General features: G+C 51.8%; 16 protein-coding genes. 9 read left to right on the forward strand and 7 right to left on the reverse strand.

The annotated features are described in order from the left end of the window. From JNJ77_21010 to JNJ77_21025, 4 genes are all read left to right on the forward strand, one after another. Nucleotides 1–1,974 (forward strand): PEP-CTERM sorting domain-containing protein (locus tag JNJ77_21010; protein ID MBL8825082.1); only part of this gene is annotated, 1,974 nt, incomplete at its 5' end. An 87-nt stretch (nt 1,975–2,061) separates the two neighbouring features. Beyond that, the gene (locus tag JNJ77_21015; protein ID MBL8825083.1) at nt 2,062–3,039 is read left to right on the forward strand and encodes an ABC transporter ATP-binding protein; all 978 of its coding nucleotides are present in this window, start codon (nt 2,062–2,064) and stop codon (nt 3,037–3,039) included. Beyond that, nucleotides 3,029–3,982 carry an ABC transporter permease subunit gene (locus JNJ77_21020; GenBank protein MBL8825084.1) on the forward strand — a complete coding sequence of 318 codons (954 nt, stop codon included), beginning with the start codon at nt 3,029–3,031 and terminating at the stop codon, nt 3,980–3,982. The genes JNJ77_21015 and JNJ77_21020 overlap by 11 nt, the downstream gene beginning before the upstream one ends. Continuing rightward, nucleotides 3,979–4,905 carry an ABC transporter ATP-binding protein gene (locus JNJ77_21025; GenBank protein MBL8825085.1) on the forward strand — a complete coding sequence of 309 codons (927 nt, stop codon included), beginning with the start codon at nt 3,979–3,981 and terminating at the stop codon, nt 4,903–4,905. Before JNJ77_21020 ends, JNJ77_21025 begins: the two co-directional genes overlap by 4 nt. Nucleotides 4,906–4,907: 2 nt before the next feature. Here the strand turns inward: JNJ77_21025 and JNJ77_21030 are convergent, their stop codons facing one another. Next, on the reverse strand, nt 4,908–5,525 hold the full coding sequence (locus tag JNJ77_21030; protein ID MBL8825086.1) for a hypothetical protein: 618 nt from the start codon (nt 5,523–5,525) through the stop codon (nt 4,908–4,910). On the opposite strand from JNJ77_21030, the gene JNJ77_21035 reads away from it, so the two are divergent. Continuing rightward, nucleotides 5,494–6,111, forward strand: coding sequence for a MarC family protein (locus tag JNJ77_21035; GenBank protein ID MBL8825087.1), 618 nt, complete (start codon nt 5,494–5,496; stop codon nt 6,109–6,111). The genes JNJ77_21030 and JNJ77_21035 overlap by 32 nt on opposite strands. Before the next feature lie 2 nt (nt 6,112–6,113). Here JNJ77_21035 and dut read toward each other — a convergent pair whose 3' ends face one another. Then, a complete protein-coding gene (dut, locus tag JNJ77_21040) occupies nt 6,114–6,566 on the reverse strand; it encodes a dUTP diphosphatase (GenBank protein ID MBL8825088.1) in 453 nt (150 codons plus the stop codon). Nucleotides 6,567–6,639: 73 nt separating this feature from the next. Here dut and dacB point away from each other — a divergent pair, with 73 nt between their 5' ends. Both dacB and arfB read left to right on the forward strand, forming a co-directional pair. Beyond that, nucleotides 6,640–8,214 carry a D-alanyl-D-alanine carboxypeptidase/D-alanyl-D-alanine-endopeptidase gene (gene dacB / locus JNJ77_21045; GenBank protein ID MBL8825089.1) on the forward strand — a complete coding sequence of 525 codons (1,575 nt, stop codon included), beginning with the start codon at nt 6,640–6,642 and terminating at the stop codon, nt 8,212–8,214. Nucleotides 8,215–8,216: 2 nt separating this feature from the next. Next, nucleotides 8,217–8,672, forward strand: coding sequence for an aminoacyl-tRNA hydrolase (gene arfB / locus JNJ77_21050; GenBank protein ID MBL8825090.1), 456 nt, complete (start codon nt 8,217–8,219; stop codon nt 8,670–8,672). Here the strand turns inward: arfB and JNJ77_21055 are convergent. Beyond that, the gene (locus JNJ77_21055) at nt 8,669–9,298 is read right to left on the reverse strand and encodes a PepSY domain-containing protein (GenBank protein ID MBL8825091.1); all 630 of its coding nucleotides are present in this window, start codon (nt 9,296–9,298) and stop codon (nt 8,669–8,671) included. The genes arfB and JNJ77_21055 overlap by 4 nt on opposite strands. Nucleotides 9,299–9,348: 50 nt before the next feature. Here JNJ77_21055 and JNJ77_21060 point away from each other — a divergent pair, with 50 nt between their 5' ends. Next, nucleotides 9,349–9,750 (forward strand): hypothetical protein, encoded by a 402-nt coding sequence (locus tag JNJ77_21060; GenBank protein MBL8825092.1) that lies wholly within the window; start codon nt 9,349–9,351, stop codon nt 9,748–9,750. Between the two features lie 62 nt (nt 9,751–9,812). Here JNJ77_21060 and JNJ77_21065 read toward each other — a convergent pair whose 3' ends face one another. Together JNJ77_21065 and JNJ77_21070 are read right to left on the reverse strand one after the other, a co-directional pair. Next, nucleotides 9,813–11,261, reverse strand: a complete 1,449-nt coding sequence (locus tag JNJ77_21065) for an HAD-IB family phosphatase (protein ID MBL8825093.1) — start codon at nt 11,259–11,261, stop codon at nt 9,813–9,815. A gap of 248 nt (nt 11,262–11,509) precedes the next feature. Then, nucleotides 11,510–12,481 carry a calcium/sodium antiporter gene (locus tag JNJ77_21070; GenBank protein ID MBL8825094.1) on the reverse strand — a complete coding sequence of 324 codons (972 nt, stop codon included), beginning with the start codon at nt 12,479–12,481 and terminating at the stop codon, nt 11,510–11,512. A gap of 99 nt (nt 12,482–12,580) precedes the next feature. Here JNJ77_21070 and JNJ77_21075 point away from each other — a divergent pair, with 99 nt between their 5' ends. Continuing rightward, nucleotides 12,581–14,881: a UvrD-helicase domain-containing protein gene (locus tag JNJ77_21075; GenBank protein ID MBL8825095.1), complete on the forward strand. Its 2,301-nt coding sequence runs from the start codon at nt 12,581–12,583 to the stop codon at nt 14,879–14,881. Between the two features lie 12 nt (nt 14,882–14,893). Here JNJ77_21075 and JNJ77_21080 read toward each other — a convergent pair whose 3' ends face one another. Further along, the gene (locus JNJ77_21080; protein MBL8825096.1) at nt 14,894–15,838 is read right to left on the reverse strand and encodes a hypothetical protein; all 945 of its coding nucleotides are present in this window, start codon (nt 15,836–15,838) and stop codon (nt 14,894–14,896) included. Between the two features lie 107 nt (nt 15,839–15,945). Continuing rightward, a complete protein-coding gene (locus JNJ77_21085; protein MBL8825097.1) occupies nt 15,946–17,391 on the reverse strand; it encodes a DUF1501 domain-containing protein in 1,446 nt (481 codons plus the stop codon). Nucleotides 17,392–17,405 lie beyond the last annotated feature (14 nt).

Raw genomic sequence — 17,405 nt, forward strand, 5'->3', positions numbered from 1 at the left:
AGTGCATCAGACCATGTAGCACATTTTCACTTACGCAACGGTTCCACTAACCTGGGAACGGGCGCTTCCGTGACGGGATTGTACCTGGACAACTCATCGGCAACGGTCACGAATGGAAGCAATATCACAGGCTCAATAAACTTGTCGAACAATAGCAACTTATCGCTGCCAGTATCGCAGACACTGTCCGGTTATGTTTTCGTCAATTCAGGAAGTTCTCTGACCACAGGCGGCAACATCACTGCAGCAGGCGGCTTCTGGGAGCCTGCCTTCTTGGTTGGTTCTGGGGGAAACCTGACGCTCGGCGGCGATTTAACTGCCACCGGCGGTGGGTATGGCCAGACTGGCGTAATTGATTTGCGAGATCCTGGGTCAGTTCTGAATGCCCAAGGGCATGATATCACCGGATATGCTCTCCGGATCGGCTGGAACAGCCCAGGCGCTACTTTGCTCAATCGTGGCAATTTAACACTCGAACAGTTGTATGTTCCTGACCAAGCGTTTCAGTTGAGTGCATCAGACCATGTAGGGCATTTTTTCTTACGCAACGGTTCGACCAATCTGGGAACGGGCGTTTCTGTGACGGGATTGTACCTGAACAACTCAACGGCAACAGTAACGAATGGAAACAGTATCACAGGCACAATAGACCTTTCGAACAACAGCAGTTTGTCGTTGCCGGTATCGCAGACGCTGTCTTGGTACATTTATGTCAATTCAGGAAGTTCTCTGACCACAAGCGGCAATATCACTGCAGCAGGCGGCTTCTGGGAGCCTGCCTTCTTGGTTGGTTCAGGGGGAAACCTGACGCTCGGCGGCGATTTAACTGCCACCGGCGGTGGGTATGGCGGCACTGGCGTAATTGATTTGCGCGATGCCGGCTCAGTTCTGAATGCCCAAGGTCATGATATCACTGGATACGCTCTCCAGATCGGCTGGAACAGCCCAGGTGCTACCTTGCTCAATCGAGGCAACCTAACGCTCGAGCATTTGTATGTTCCTGACCAGGCGTTTCAGTTGAGTGCATCAGACCATGTAGGGCATTTTCACTTACGCAATGGTTCGACCAATCTGGGAACGGGCGTTTCTGTGACGGGAATGTATCTGGACAACTCATCGGCAACAGTCACGAATGGCAACAGTATCTCAGGCACAATAAACCTGTCGAACAACAGCAGCTTGTCGCTGCCGGAGTCGCAAGCACTGTCCGGTTATGTTTTCGTCAGTTCAGGAAGTACTCTGATCACGGGCGGCAATATCAGTGCAGCAGGTGCCTTTTGGGAACCTGCTTTTCTGGTTAGTTCAGGGGGAAGCCTGACGCTCGGCGGCCATTTAACTGCCACCGGCGGTGGCTATGGCGGCACTGGCTACATCGATTTGCGAGATCCTGGGTCAGTTCTGAATGCCCAAGGGCATGATATCACTGGATACACTCTCCAGATCGGCTGGAACGGCTTAGGTGCTACGATTTTAAATGATGGTGCTATCACTGTCATCAATTGGAATCAAGGCAATAATACACTTCTAACTCTTTACGGTGGCAACGATACCTTCACTACACTCAATCTGACTACTGGTTCTCAACTCATTATCGCCGATACACTGGGGCAAACCACCGGGCTTACGCTCCTTGGTCTAAGCGCTAGCAGCTTGAACATCGATTCCACGAGCAAACTCATCCTCGACATCAATGGTCTCGCAACTGACTGGATCCTCCGCTGGGCCAACCCCAATGGTGGCGACCATATTGCTGACCTGACCAACCTGATTGCAGTGGGCCGCATTGAGCTGAATAACCCAGGCAACTACGACTATCAGATCTATTCCTCCCCAGATGGATTCACGTACATTGCCAATGCCGTACCCGAACCTTCCACGCTACTGCTCATCGGAGCAATAGGCGTTGGATCGCTTGCCTACTATCGACGGCACAGGAAACTGAGACAAAGCCGGGAAGATATATTGATCGGTTGATGTTGGCATTTGCCTGCTGATGGAAGAGAAACCACGCCGGTTCTTCCATATCCTGACTGAGTAACTCAACTCAGTTAGTGTCTCGTTATGCCCTTACTGTCCCTTCATAACATCACCCATCGTTACGGCAAGCATACTGTGCTGGATGGTGTGTCGTTGCAATTGGAGCCGGGGGCGATTGGGTTGTTGGGGCCTAATGGTGCAGGCAAGAGCACGCTACTGAAGATATTGATGGGCTTGGTCAAACCGACTAGCGGCGAAGGAACACTGCTGGAACGCAATCTGCGTGGCCCATCGTTTCCAAGACGTCGGCTGTTGGGCTACATGTCCGAAGCGGATGCCTTAGTGCCTGGGCTACGTGGTGCGGAATATGTTGCCCTGGCTGGTGAACTCTGTGGCATGCCGAAAAAGGACGCCAGCCGACGGGCCCATGAGCTGCTGACCTATCTTGGTCTGGATGATGCTCGCTATCGCAAGCTGGAAGAATACTCCACGGGTATGAAGCAACGAGTCAAGTTGGCCCAGGCGTTGGTACACGATCCACCACTTCTGCTTCTGGACGAACCAACCAGCGGGCTTGATCCCGCTGGTCGCGAAGCCATGCTGGGCCTGCTTAGCACCCTGGCCAAACAGCATGGCAAATCATTTCTGCTATGCACCCATGTGCTGGGTGATGTGGAACGCACTTGCGAAACGACGGTCATCCTGCACAAAGGTAAAGTACTGTGCCAGGAACGTACTGATGCCCTTCGTGCACAGCGAGATGACCGATTTCGCCTGAGAGCCGAAGGAGATGTGGAAGCCTATCGCACTTTGCTTACCGAGCAAAACATTTCAGTGAAGACTTCAGAACGGGATGGCTGGAAGGTGACACTGGCTGACGGAGTACACACCGATCAGTTATTCAGGCTGGCTGCACAGTGTGATGTTATCATCACCCAGTTGCAGCCTGATGATGAAGACCTGGAGCGGGTCTTCCATCGCTTGCTGAATCAGGGCAGGCGATCTGGTTCCGACGAATTGCGGCTGTTGCCTTTCCCTACGGAGACGGCACATGCCTCTTAGTTTGCTGGGATACCGCTCCTGGAAGGGCAAGCTGGGAGGTTCCTGGCGTGCCATCTGGCCCATCAGCCGGGTTTCCCTGATGCTCGTGTTCAGGCAGAAACTCTACTGGGTGCTCTACGTCCTGGCACTGATGACATTTTTTGTCTTCTTTTTCGGCATCTATCTCTTTTCGCAGATAGATCCCGAAACCATGACGCCTCAACGTACCGGCGTGCCTGGCCAGACGATGTCACGTTTCTTTGTCGATATCAAGAACACCATTCAAAAAGATTTGAAACTATCGGGTGACATCGAGACGTATCGAAACTTCTATGTGCTACAGGGTTACTACGTCATGGTCGTGCTGGCGCTGGCTGGTAGCCTTATCATCGGCAACGATTATCGCTACGGAAGCCTCGCGTTTTATCTCAGTAAGCCCATGGGCCATTGGCATTATCTCATGGGGAAGATTCTCGCTGTTGCCATCTTCTCCATGTTAATGACACTAGTGCCGGCCCTCGTTCTGTACCTCGAATGCAGCATGCTGATGGAGGAAGGGTACTTCGAGAATAACCTGAATATCCTGAGAGGCATTACCTGGTATGGCTTGGCCATTGCGCTGGTGTTGGGCATTCTGGTGGTAACACTGGCCAGTGCGGTGCGGCGTACTGCTCCTTTAGTGATGATCTGGATTGCGCTGCTGGCGATCTGCCCGGTCATGGGCAATCTTTTTGTGGATCGTCTGGGTTACTCCCCCAACTGGCGATTGATCGATTTATGGAACGATCTGTATGTCTTTGGTTCGTGGTGTCTGAACATCACACCGGTTCCTCCTGCAGGGCCTCGGGGTATGGTGCGTCGTCAGCCTGAATTACTGCCCGTGGTCATTGTCCTATCGTCGTTGATGATCGTGTGTGTGATTTATCTTCATCGAAAGATTCGTGCGGTGGAGGTGGTGACATGAGCGAAATTCTGTCGCTGAGCCATGTCAGCAAATGGTATGGCCCGGTTTTAGGTTTAAGTGATGTCACTTTGAAAGTGACGCCGGGCATTACCGGGTTGGTGGGCCCCAACGGTGCAGGCAAAAGCACCTTGATGAAGCTGGCGACCGGTCAACTTCGACCTGATCTGGGCAGCGTACAGGTGTGTGGTCATTCTGCCTGGTCGTCGGCTGCAAAGAATCACTTTGGATTCTGCCCGGAAAATGATGTTTTCTACGAAGAAATGACAGGCCGCCAGTTTGTTCGGGGCATGACTCGGATGTGCGGTTACAATAAGCGCGAAGCCAACCGCCGGGCTGATGCTGCCATTGAACAGGTCGGCATGGCAGATCGAGCAGATAAAAAACTGCGAGGTTACTCCAAAGGAATGCGGCAGAGAGTCAAGCTAGCCCAGGCCCTGGTGCACGACCCGACGCTGCTGATCCTGGATGAGCCGATGAATGGAGTCGATCCGGTCGGCAGAATGGAACTCTATGCCTTGTTCCATCAATTAGCTGATTCCGGCAAGGCCTTGCTGGTTTCGAGTCATCAACTCGATGAGCTGGAGAAACTTACCAATCGGCTGGTGATTATCGCTCGAGGAATGCTGGTGGCTTCAGGTACCTTGAGTGAAATTCGGAACACCCTGGCGGATTTGCCATTATCTGTCAGATTAGATTGCGATCAGCCCCGGAAGTTGGCAGCGGATCTGTTAAACCTGCCTGATGTATTAGGAGTGGAGTTGGCGGATGTACATTCCGTGCTGGTGCGAGTGCAGCACAGCAGGCATTTCTTTGCCCAGTTAGGGGAATATGTTGCACGCGAATCCATCGCCTTGAGACGGATGGAAAGCCTGGATGCTTCCACGCAAGCAGTGCTGGATTACGTGCTGCAGGGTGTGAAATAGATTTATCGCCAGCGGCCGAAGAAAATTCCGCCACCAACAGAGGAGCGCACACGGGGATTATCCAGTCGTTCGGAACGCTGCAGATATTCCTGGTTGATGCGGTTCACCTGAAATTCGTTGCCATACTTGGCAGAAGGCCAGCGATGCCCGAATTTTTCCTGTCGATCAAGCCTGTCCAGATACTCCATGTCATAAAAATTGCGGGAGTTCCAGTTCATGTACAGCGGCTGAATATTGCCATAATGATAGCGTTCGAAATAGCTGGCGCCATAATACGGTCCGATATTGCCAGGCAAAACTTGCCGGGTTACTTCATCCGAGCCGCTGCCTTGAGCATAACCAGCCAGTGGTAATAACAGTAACGCTGCAAACGACAGAACGAAGCTGGTTTTCATCATGTTGGTCGTCCTGACAAAAAGAGGTGTGAGACGTACGAAAGGTGCATCCTTACAAAGTAAATGTACCCCATTGTCAATAAATCTGCCTGTAGCTGATGGCACGGCCAGGCTGGTTCCAGGATAATCTGTATCGATTGTAATCAGATGGCGGAATGCAGGAGTAAGAGGCGTGGATGAATTATGGCCGTTCATGGTGGTGTCGTTGGTATCGATCTTCACCATGATTGATCCACTGGGCAATATCCCCGTTTTTATTGCATTAACGGAAGGTCTCAGCCCGGCGCACGTTCGCAGGGTAGCTGCCCGTGCAATTCTCACTGCACTGGTCATCCTTGTACTGTTTCAGTTTGCAGGTCAGGCTATTTTTGATCTTTTTCATATTTCATCCAACAGCCTGCAGATTGTCGGTGGTGTTATCTTCTTTGTGACAGGCTACGAAATGCTCCAGGCCAGGCTGACTCGTTCTCTGCATGATAATGGCCCCAGCGAAACGAATTATGCCAACGATATTGCCATCACCCCGCTGGGTATCCCCATGATCTGCGGCCCAGGTGCTATCACCACAGTCATTCTTCGCATGACGGAAGCAGATTCTTCACTCAAGAAGGGAATGCTGCTACTCACCATTGTGGTAGCTCTGGCCATTTCCTTCCTGATGCTGGTTGCTGCCAAATCTATTCTTCGCTTCCTGGGTGAATCAGGCAACAAGGTACTGCTGAGGCTGATGGGCCTGATCGTGATGGCTATTGCTGTCGAACTATTTTTCAGTGGTCTTACGCCATATGTCAAAGCGATGCTGGCTAAGTGAGATTATTTTCCAGTGTGGCCAAAGCCGCCTGCCCCACGTTCGGTGACGGGCAACGTATCCACAACCTGCCAGTTGACTCGCATGACCGGGGCAATCAGCAACTGTGCAATGCGCATGCCCCGTTCGATCTGCACTGGTTCCCTGCCCAGGTTAATCAAACCAACTTTCACTTCTCCTCGATAGTCAGCATCGATGGTTCCCGGAGCATTTGCCAAGGTTAATCCATGCTTGATGGCCAGTCCGGAACGAGGCCGAACCTGTCCTTCATATCCAGGTGGAATAGCCAAACTGAAACCACAGGGGATCAGCACCAGTTGACCAGGTTGAATCAACAGCGGCGCAGTAACCGCAGCAGGCAGATCCATCGCAGCAGCATGTTCTGTCTGATAGGCGGGAAGTGGAAGGTCCTGATTGCCCGGAAGTTGTTGGATTGCAATCGCAATTTGGTTTAGCATGGTAGCCTGCTGGTGAATGGTCAGATAAGCACTACCGTATCAGATGACGGTTTATTTCCAAGCTGGTAAATCAATGTCTCAATTCCTCATCCTGACTGCAATGGTATGGTTCGTTCCTTTTACATTGCAGGCACAAAGCGCAACACGTCATTCGTTATCGGAAGCAGTCAAGGAAGTAACGGAACTGCCCCGCTATAAAACCTCGCACTGGGGCATGCTGGTGGTCGATGCAGTTAACGGTGAAGTTTTGCTCGATCATCAGAGTGACAAGTTTTTTGCACCTGCATCGTGTACCAAGCTGTTCAGTGTTGCTGCTGCCTTGGAATCGCTAGGCCCAGACTTTCGGTTCCGCACACCGCTGGTGCACACCGGCAAACTGGATGAAGCCAATAAGACACTGCAAGGCGACCTGATTCTGGTTGCCAGCGGTGACTTGACCATGGGCGGTAGGACTTTGCCTGATGGCACCATCGAGTTTGCCAACAACGATCATACCTATGCCAATGGCAGCACTCGTGGGCAACTCACTTCAGTTGATCCCTTGCAGGGGCTGAACCAACTCGCCAGGCAACTGGCAGAGAAAGTAAAAAGCATCGAAGGAGAGATTATCGTGGATGATCGACTCTTTGAACGTGCTGAAAGTACTGGCAGTGGACCAGGCAGATTGACTCCTATTCTCATCAACGACAATTTGATTGATTTCACCATCACGCCAGCCGAGAAGGTTGGCGAACCCGCCAAAATCGAATACCGTCCAAAGGGAAGTGCTATACATGTCGATGCCCAGGTGAACACGGTAGCTGCAGAGGAGAATGGAAAAGCAGTCAAACCAGTTATCACCATGGTTGCACAGCAGTATGGGCGATATGTCGTAAGGGGTACCATTCCTGAAAAGCATAAACCGCTGGTTCGGGTAAAGGAAGTGGATGACCCTGCATCGCACGCCCGAAGCCTGTTGATTGATGCTTTGCGAAAAGCTGGTGTGCAGGTGAAAACTTCGTCGCTGGCAGTCAATCCACATGAAAAACTACCTGCCAGTGATGCTGTGAAGAACCTACCCAGACTGGTTGAACTGGAATCGTCACCATTTTCCGAAAACGCCAAGCTGATTCTCAAGGTCAGTCATAATCTTCATGCCAGCACACTTCCTTTGTTGATGGCGGCACAGAAACAGCAGCAGACATTGAACCAGGGTATGCGGCTGCAGGGGCAGGCATTGAAACGAATTGGCGTGCCACTGGATAGTGTCATATTTGGTGGTGGAGCAGGGGGAGCGAGGGCGGATCATGTCACGCCACGTGCTGCAGTAACTCTGTTGAAACAGATGGCACAGCGCGAGGATGGCAAACCCTTCAGGCAGGCTCTTCCTATTGTGGGCGTAGATGGAACCACGGCTGTTTCAGTAAACAAAGACAGCCCGGCACGAGGCAAGTTTCAAGCCAAAACAGGTACGTTGTCCTGGTCAAACGGCATGCAGAACAACAGTATCATGACCAGTAAAGCTCTATCGGGTTATGGCGAAACAGCGAAAGGCAGACAGATCATTTTTGCCTTTTTTGTCAACCATGCCATGATTGGTGAAACTGGAACAGAACAGGCAGGTAAAGATTTGGGCAGGCTATGTGAAATCGTTTTCCAGATGGAATAAACATGTTGCCAACACGAAAAGAATCTCTGCAGGATCTGGTTGTTCCGCTGCACCCTGATGGCGAGGTGCAGATTGGAGTGGATGAATTTCACTGGCAGTTTTCCCGCAGTGGTGGCCCCGGTGGGCAGAATGTCAACAAGCTGGCCACCAAGGCTCAGCTTCGCTGGAATCCTCGTCAATCTGCATTGCCTCTGGATGTGCAGTTGCGACTGGTCAAAAACAGCAGAAGCTATTTCACCAGCGATGGCGAAATGCTGATCGTATCACAGCGTTATCGCACACAGCTTCAGAACATGCAGGATTGTCTGAAGAAACTGCACGAGCTTATTCTGCTGGCGGTTCCGCCGCCGAAAATCAGACGAGCTACCAGACCAACCCGTGGCTCCAGGGAGCGACGACTGCAATCCAAAAAACAGCACAGTGAACGCAAAGCGGCTCGACGCATGAAACACGATTAGCCAGCAGCTTGCTTTTCCCGCTGGCGTCTGGCCCACTTCACTTCCCAGGGCAGAAAGAACAGATAGATGCCGGTGATCCACAAACCCAGCACAATAACTGCCGTGGGCAGAAAGACCCAGTATTTCGCATTGTCATGAAACCATGAACCATCGTGCAATGCTTCAATCCAGTCGGAGCGTCGTTCAGCACTGTGCAGCACTTGTCGAGTATCCAGATCAAGTTGTACCTCCCATCGGTTTTTCGATTGTACCTTGACCAGGCCTCGCTTGGGCTGAATGTCGAGCCTTTCAACATCTGACCAGTCACGAATCCCCGCTTCTGGAACAGCCCGTGCCGCCTCGAGAATGGCTGCCAGCGTCATTTCGGGCGAAAGCCCTTTCCCTTTCATCGTGGGTGGTTGCACCCAGTGCCAGTCTTTTTTCAGTTGCAGCAACAGGCCCGTGACAATGACGACCAGAAAGGGAACTGCAATAACAAAAGCACCCCACCGGTGAGATTTCCGCATTAAAACACGATAATTGATAGCCACCAGTTTGCCTCTCTCAACAGGATGCCGGAATGAAGTGAACAGCCTGGCATTTTCCTTTTTCCAGACGGTTCCATGTGTTTGAGTATCGGCATTCATTTCATACACTACAAGCACGAAACATCCTCTATTGCAAGGATTAACCAGGTATGAAAATCTCCCGTTTACTCCTGTTACTGTTGAGCGTATTTTGCCTCAACGGTGGAATGGTGCAGGCCGATGACAAAGATGCCCTGCGTGAAAAACTCGATACCGCCATCGTCGAAGGTATCCGTCTGCTCGAAGCTAAGGAATATGCCACCTTCCTCAGGCATTTTGTTCCACCAGATATGCTCAAACAACTGGGTGACGACAAATTCGACGAGTTCGCCAAGAAGTTCAGTGAAAAGAAAGCCGGTCAACTGCTGGCAGCACTCAAAAGTGTCAAGAATGAAAAACCAAAATTGGACGACGATGGCACTACTGCCACTTTCGATGTCAAGATCGAAGATGCTCCGCGCAAAACAGTTGTCTTCAAGAAAATCGACAAGTACTGGTACATCAGTAACTGATCGATGTTATTCCTGAATCATAACACCTCGCGGATAAATCTGCGAGGTGTTGTTGTTGACGGTTACATCGGGGATGCAAAAAGACTGATCTCATCAAGATTTTCAGAAGTGACTTTCCACTGTACCACACGCTCACCCAGACAATCCAGTATCTGCAGCAGATTGTCGTGATACACATGATCGGCAGCACTTTCCACCACTGCTGATTTGGGCTGAAACGCTACACCAATGCCTGCACCTTGCAGCATGCAGGAATCAGGGTCACTGTCACCCACTGCCAGTATCCGGCTAACATCCACACCCAGATGCTCGCTCATGTGCAACAACACATTCAGCTTGCAGATCTTGTGATCGGGACAACCCTTATCATGCTGCATCGCGGGCGACAGGGTAATCTCGCCCGTAGCAACGTTATTCTGAAACCGCATGACGTGGGCCAAGCTGAAATCAGCAAATACCCGACGTCGAACAATCTCTGTCGCCACCCGGAAACTGTCGCTGACGATACCCACCCGGTATCCTGCCTTACGCAAGGAAACCACCAGTTCGGCGGCGCCTGACATCAAGGGCATGCTCAGTGCTGCTTCTTCAAATACTTTGCGCGGTGTTCCTGCAAACAATGCCGCGATACGCCGAGTACGTTCATCAGGCTCCATGGAAGCGCTATCCAGCAGTTGATTCAGTTCATGGGTCTTGTTGGTGCGCTGGGCGAGGTTGACGACCACCCGGCCTTTGAGCAGTGTCCCATCCATATCGAAAAGCGCCAGCTTTTCAGGCTGCCCCAACCGCTGGAAGATCATCGACATCTCAGCCTGCGAACGTCTTTCCACTTCCTGCACTTCGCGTACCTGCTGCAGATCGAGCCGGTTGTATCGTGCTGCCCGGTCGAGAATCACACGCACCACCTGCTTGGCCATGTCGCCCAGCACTTCAAGCGGCTGACTGTCGTGCTGCAGATGACCAATGTCTACCTGTTCGATGGTTGCACCAGTGGCTGCTATGTCCAGCAATAGCGCCACATCTACCCCATAATCTGTTTCAAACCGGATTTTGCGGAAGATGGATCGTCGGGCAGCAATGAGACCACCCAGTGGCTGTTCGAAATGGGCCAGTTCCGGGAAAAACGTCAACAGCAGCGGCCGGGCTGTCAGCATCGTGACACGCCCAGCACTGCGGGAGAACCGGGCTTTGACGAAATCAGCCTTACCATCGATGATCGGCCTGGTCATCCGAGCAATGACATCCTCTTCCAGCCCGGATAGATCGCCATCGAGGAACATCACAATCTCGTTGGTGGCGGCCCAGATGCCATCTTCCATCGAAGCGCCTTTGCCCATCAAGGTGCTCATCACCACGCGGGCGCCTGCCTGCTCCGCCAGTTCGGGTGTACCGTCAATCGAACCATCGTCAATCACAATCACTTCCGTGACACCGGGGGCTTTCTTTGCATAGGCCACCACCGAGGCTACCGTGGGACATTCATTCAAAACTGGGATGATGACTGTTATCATCAGTTTCTCCTGGGGGCAGGCACGATATAAAAATGGTGTTCGGTTGAGGTCAGTGAAGGGCAGAAGTCTGTCAGTCAGCAAACAGGATTCGGAATAGATCGAGGAAAGTGTGACAAAAACAAAGCCGATACACACCAAAGAAATACTATCGGCTATGAGCATACACAGCTTTGAGAAAAGCTGCACTTTCACCAAGACTTCATCATTCTACGTTGCAACCACCACGCTGACAAACTTCTTATCTGACTTCATTCGGGAACAGTAATCAGCAGGAACAGATACACGGCGTAGACCAGCAGCAGTAAAACCCCTTCCCAGCGATTGATTTTCTTGCCGGTAAACATCAGTGGAAACAGGACCAGCGTTACTCCCATCATCCATCGGCAATCCATCTGAAGAATGGATTCCTGCACCGGCAGCGGTCGCATCAGCCCGCTCAAGCCCAGAATCATCAGGATGTTGAAGAGGTTGGAACCAATCACATTTCCGATCGCCATATCGCTTCGGCCCCGGATGCTGGATACCAGCGATGCCACCACTTCAGGCAACCCGGTACCAATCGATACAATAGTCAGGCCGATGATGCGTTCCGTCCAGCCCATCATGCGGGCCAGTTCCGAAGCCCCAGTGACCGTCGAATGCGCTCCACCCCCCAGCAAGGCTGTACCGGTGATGATGAACAATGCACATTTCCAAAAGCGGGGTTTGGCAGGGTCTACTGTCAGTTCCTTCACTTCCGATTGCAGCACTTCCTTCTGTGATACCGTCAGTTGTTGACGCACCAGGTTTACCAGGTACGCCGTGAAACTCACGTAAATCACGATGCATAGAATCGCATCAAGAAAGTTGATCGAACCATCCTGAGCTATCACCAGGCACAGCAGTGTGACGATCACCAGCACCGGGTATTCCAGTTGAATTGTATTGCCAACGATGGTGAGCGGATAAATCACCGCACACATGCCAATGATCACGGTAATGTTGAAAATGTTGGAACCAACGACATTGGCAACTGCAATATCAACCTTATCCTGCCAGGCGGCAATGGCACTCACTGCGAGTTCCGGTACCGAAGTTCCCGCTGCCACCACGGTCAGACCGATTACTGCTGGGGTCAGCTTGAGCAACGTAGCCAGCCCCACCGCCCCGCGCAATAGCACTTCTCCGCCCACCACCAGCAGAAACAGACCCAGAATGACCAGGACAATCGAAAGCAGCATAATAGCCTTCCGTCAGGATACTCCGGTACATGGTAATGCCCTCTTCGGATGAAGCTACTAAAATAACAGGCCTTATCCTGATTCCCTCAGAAAGCTGCAATGGATTTGCTCCAAGATTTAACACCTGCTCAGCGCGATGCGGTCACTCATCATGAAGGACCGCTTCTGGTTCTAGCCGGTCCCGGCAGTGGAAAAACACGCGTCATCACCCGCCGGATTGCCCATATGCTGCGCAGTGGCATCAAGCCCTGGAACATCCTTGCCATCACCTTCACCAACAAGGCAGCTGGTGAAATGCGGAAGCGGGTTGATGAAGTGGTTCCGAAAAACAGAGTCATCATCAGCACCTTCCACAGCCTGGGCGTCCGATTGCTCAGGCAATATGCTTCCACGCTGGGCATGGAACCCAACTTCACCATCTACGATATGGGTGATCGGAATGCTCTCATCAAGGAATCGATGAAGCAGGCCCAGGTCGATCCCGATGGCTCACATACTACGCCGGATCGTGTGCAGGCTGCCATCAGCAGAGCTAAGAATGAACTGAAAGGGCCGGAAGCGTTTGCCAGCAATGCCCGTGATTTCTTCGATGAGAAAGTCTCACGAGTGTACCCTATTTACGAAAAAAAACTCCGTGCGGCCAATGGCATGGACTTTGACGATCTGCTGTTCTGGCTCGCATATCTGCTGCGAAAATATCCTGAAGTACGCACGGAGCTCGATGCCCGTTTCAAGTATGTCATGATCGATGAATATCAGGACACCAATTACGCACAGTATGTCATCGCCAAGCAACTCTCCATGGACTTTCCCAATCTGTGCGTGGTGGGCGATCCTGATCAATCGATCTACCGGTTTCGTGGCTCCGATATCCGCAACATTCTGGATTTCGAGCGCGATTACCCCCAGGCACGCACCATCACGCTCGATCAGAACTATCGTAGCACCAAATCCATCCTGGCTGCTGCGGACAGTCTCATCGCCCATAACCGTTCGCGAAAACCCAAAAAACTGGTCACGCAAAATGCTGCAGGTGATCGGATCAAACTGCTGAACTTTGCTTCAGGCCTGGATGAAGCGTATGGCATCGCCAAAATCATTCGCGAGCTGGTGGATACCCAGGATATCAAATTCAAACATTGCGCCATCTTCCTGCGGATGAATGCTTTAAGCCGGGTACTCGAAACAGCTTTCATCAAGCAGCGTATTCCGTATCAGATAGTGCGTGGCCTGGCGTTCTTTGATCGCAAGGAAAACAAGGATGTGCTGGCCTACCTGCGTTTGCTGGTGAATCCCATGGACACGATCAGTTTTCGGCGTGCAGTGAATGTACCTGCACGGGGCGTTGGCGATACTTCGATGCAAAAGCTGGAAGATTTCGCCCTGCCTCGCGAGATCAGTCTGTTGTCAGCGGCTCAGAAGATGGAACAGATTCCAGAGATCAAAGGCAAAGCAGCAAAGGGGCTGCGAGATTTTGCTGCCTTGATGCAGGGGCTTCAGCCTATGCTCGAAACCTCTGCGGGAGAAGCAATTCGCGAAGTGATCAATCGTAGCGGATACCGGGCCATGCTGGCTGCAGGCACCGGTGAAGATCTGGAACGGCTGGAGAACATCGAAGAACTTATTACAGCAGCTGATGAGTTTGATGCTGAGTTGGCCCAGCGAACTGAAGGAGAAATTGGCAAGCAGGCCGGCGCCAGCAGCAACCTGGCGGCATTTCTGGAACACATCACCCTGCGAAGCGATCAGGATGCCCATGATGCATCTGCTGACCAGGTTTCCATCATGACGATGCATGCCGCCAAGGGATTGGAATTCCCTGTCGTCTTCATGCCAGCATTTGAGATGGGCATACTGCCTCACGAACGGTCAGCCAACAATCAGGATGAACTCGAAGAAGAACGCAGGCTGGCATTCGTCGGCATCACCCGTGCTGAGCGGCATCTCTTCATCAGTCATGCAGATTATCGCGAATTCCGTGGGTCGCAAATGTGCGCCATTCCCAGTCCCTTTCTGGATGAACTTCCTGAAGATGTTCTGGAGAAGCAGCGGGTTGCATCTGATCTGGATCGGTTTGATCCCCGTCATGAAGAAAACTACCGCTACGATCGTCCGAGTTTCAGACAGGCACCGGTGATGACGCGTTCCGTACCCAAGCCCACCTTTGCCAGCTTGAAGACAGGGGCTGAGTTGGCTGGTCTGACTGCCCCACCTGCAGGCCCGAAAGACCTGAATGCATTTGTCGTGGGAGCGACAGTCAAACATGGTGTTTATGGCCTGGGGAAAATCCAGGAAGTCAGCGGACTGGGCGCAGGCAAGCGCGTCAAAATACGGTTTGGCAGCGGCGAGAAGACCTTCATAGCAGAAAAGGCACCACTGGAAGTGGTGCCCAAGCCGTGATCAAGTTCTGCTCTATCGACTCGTCCCCAGTTTCTGTTCGTACTGCTCGATCAGCTTTTTGGTATTCTGTTCATTGCCCAGGAACAGTTTGATGTTTGCCGAGGCTTGATCGCGCATCTCTTTGATAATTCTGGGCACTTCCACCTGACGTTTCTTTTCCAGCGCAGTCTGCTTGAGCTCTTCTGCCTTCTGTTCGAAGGTAACATCCGTCCGGGCAGGGATTTCCTTAACCTTCATGATGATGACGAACCCCTTTTCAGGAGTCTGAAGTACTTCGCTGATTTCGCTATCTTTGAGTTTGAATGCACGTTCTTCAATGGCATCGTGCGTGGTGTGTCGCCCAAAGGGGTTCAACAAACCAGCGACAGCCGCAAGGTCTCCATTTTCCTGAATGGTGGCATAGCGGATAAACTGATCAGGATTGTTGCCTATTTCAGTCCAGATTTTTCTGGCCATGCGTTCGTCCCTGACCTGGATCATGCGTATCTGTGCCTGCACGCCATACTTGCTGGCAAATTCCCGGCGCAGGTCTTCTTCAGTCAGCGACAGACGTGCCGTCGCTAACTTCTGAAGCATGATGCGTGGGCGAATCACATCTTCCCGATATTCAAACAAGCTGGTCTTTCGCGGGCTGAGCATCGATTTCTCGAAATCTGCCAGGTTGGCTGAGGCAGCAGCCTTCATTTCGCCAATCAGTTCTTCCTGCACTTCACGGTCAGTGACAGTGATGCCTTTCTCCTTGCAATTCAGTTCGATCAAAGTCCGGTAGACCATCGCTTCCAACTGAGCACGGCCTTTGCGGGCAATCAGTTCATCAGCCAGTTGCTGACGCGTGATATTCACCCCTTTTACTGTTGCAACAACGTCTTTATCAGCAGGGGTTGCTGTCTGTGCATGGAGTGGACAGCATAAGGCAGTATAAGTCACCAACGAAAATGCAGTCATCTTCAAAGTCATGAAAGTGCCTCCGTGCACGAAAATACGACCGTTTTATACACGGAAGCGATAAATGCCTCAAGCCGAACTCTTAATGGCAACTATTGGTCAGCAAGAGGCGAATTGCCTCAACTGAAGAGTGATTGAATAATTTTGCCACCCTGGTTGTCGGTCAATTTCATTTCAGAACCGTTACGCAAATAAGTCAGTTTTTCGTGATCCATGCCAAACAGATGTAATAACGTGGCATGCCAGTCGTAATGGTGAACAATATCCTTGATGGCTTTGTGACCAAATTCATCTGTTTCGCCATGAACATAACCAGCTTTAATGCCACCACCAGCCATCCAGTGGGAAAACCCATAGGTGTTGTGGTCGCGTCCAACTTTCTCTTTGCCAAGATCATTTTGTCGCACAGGCAGGCGGCCCATTTCGCCGCCAAAGTGCACAAGGGTGCTGTTCAGTAATCCACGGGATTTCAAATCCGTCACCAATGCTGCTGCGGGCTGATCCACTTCCCTACAGCGCTTGGGAAGTTCGCCAAGGATGCTTCCATGATGATCCCATGACTGCCCATGGTTCCAGATCTGAACAAACCGCACGCCTCGTTCCACCAGTCTTCGGGCAATCAGGCAGCGTTCGCCGTAGTCTCGGGTTACCGGATTATCGATGCCGTAAAGTTTCTTGGTTGCTTCGGTTTCTTTGGCAAGGTCAAACGCATCCCGTGCAGCGAGCTGCATCTTTGCAGCTAATTCGTAATTAGCAATACGCGCTGCCAGTTCCTGTTCACCAGGATGTTGTTGCAGATGTTCTTCGTTGAGTTGACGTAACAAATCGAGTTGTTTCGTCTGCACCGTACCTTGCAAGTGAGTGGGAGCATCCAGGTTCAGAATGCGAGGTTCCTTGGGTCGAACCACCGTACCCTGATACAGGGAAGGTAGCCAGCCGTTCGACCAGTTTTCTCCGCCAAGCAGTGGGAAGCCTCGCGGATCAGTAAGAGCCACATACGCTGGTAACTCCTGTGATACGCTGCCCAATCCATAGGTAAGCCAACTGCCTAGTGTGGGACGACCTGCCAGCGGGCGTCCACTGTTCAGAGCATAAACCGATTGGCCGTGATTGTTCACATTGGTCTGCATCGAACGAATCAATGTGATGTCGTCCGCAATCTTGCCCAGGTGAGGCAACAGTTCGGAAAGTTCCATGCCACACTGGCCGTGCTTGCTGAACTTCCATGGTGACCCCAGCACTTTGCTGCTCGCTTGTGCCGGATTATCGTACTTCACATCACCGGGAAACTGTTGGCCATCGAGTTCATTCAACTTCGGCTTGGGATCGAACAAATCCATCTGACTCGGGCCACCCACCATGAACAGGGAGATCATCGCCTTCGCTTTAGGTTCGTGGTGTGTAGGCTTAGGCAGCAGGTTGTAGGTGGTTTTGGTTAAATCAGGTTTCTTGGGAGGTTGTGCGTGGACTTGCTCATTCTGGAACAACCAGCTTAATGCCAGCGACGATAATCCGAAGCCGCTGGATTGCACGAAATGTCGACGTGTTGAACAAAACTGGTTCATGACCACTATATCGG

The organism is Planctomycetia bacterium (assembly GCA_016795155.1).
Lineage (GTDB): Bacteria > Planctomycetota > Planctomycetia > Gemmatales > HRBIN36 > JAEUIE01.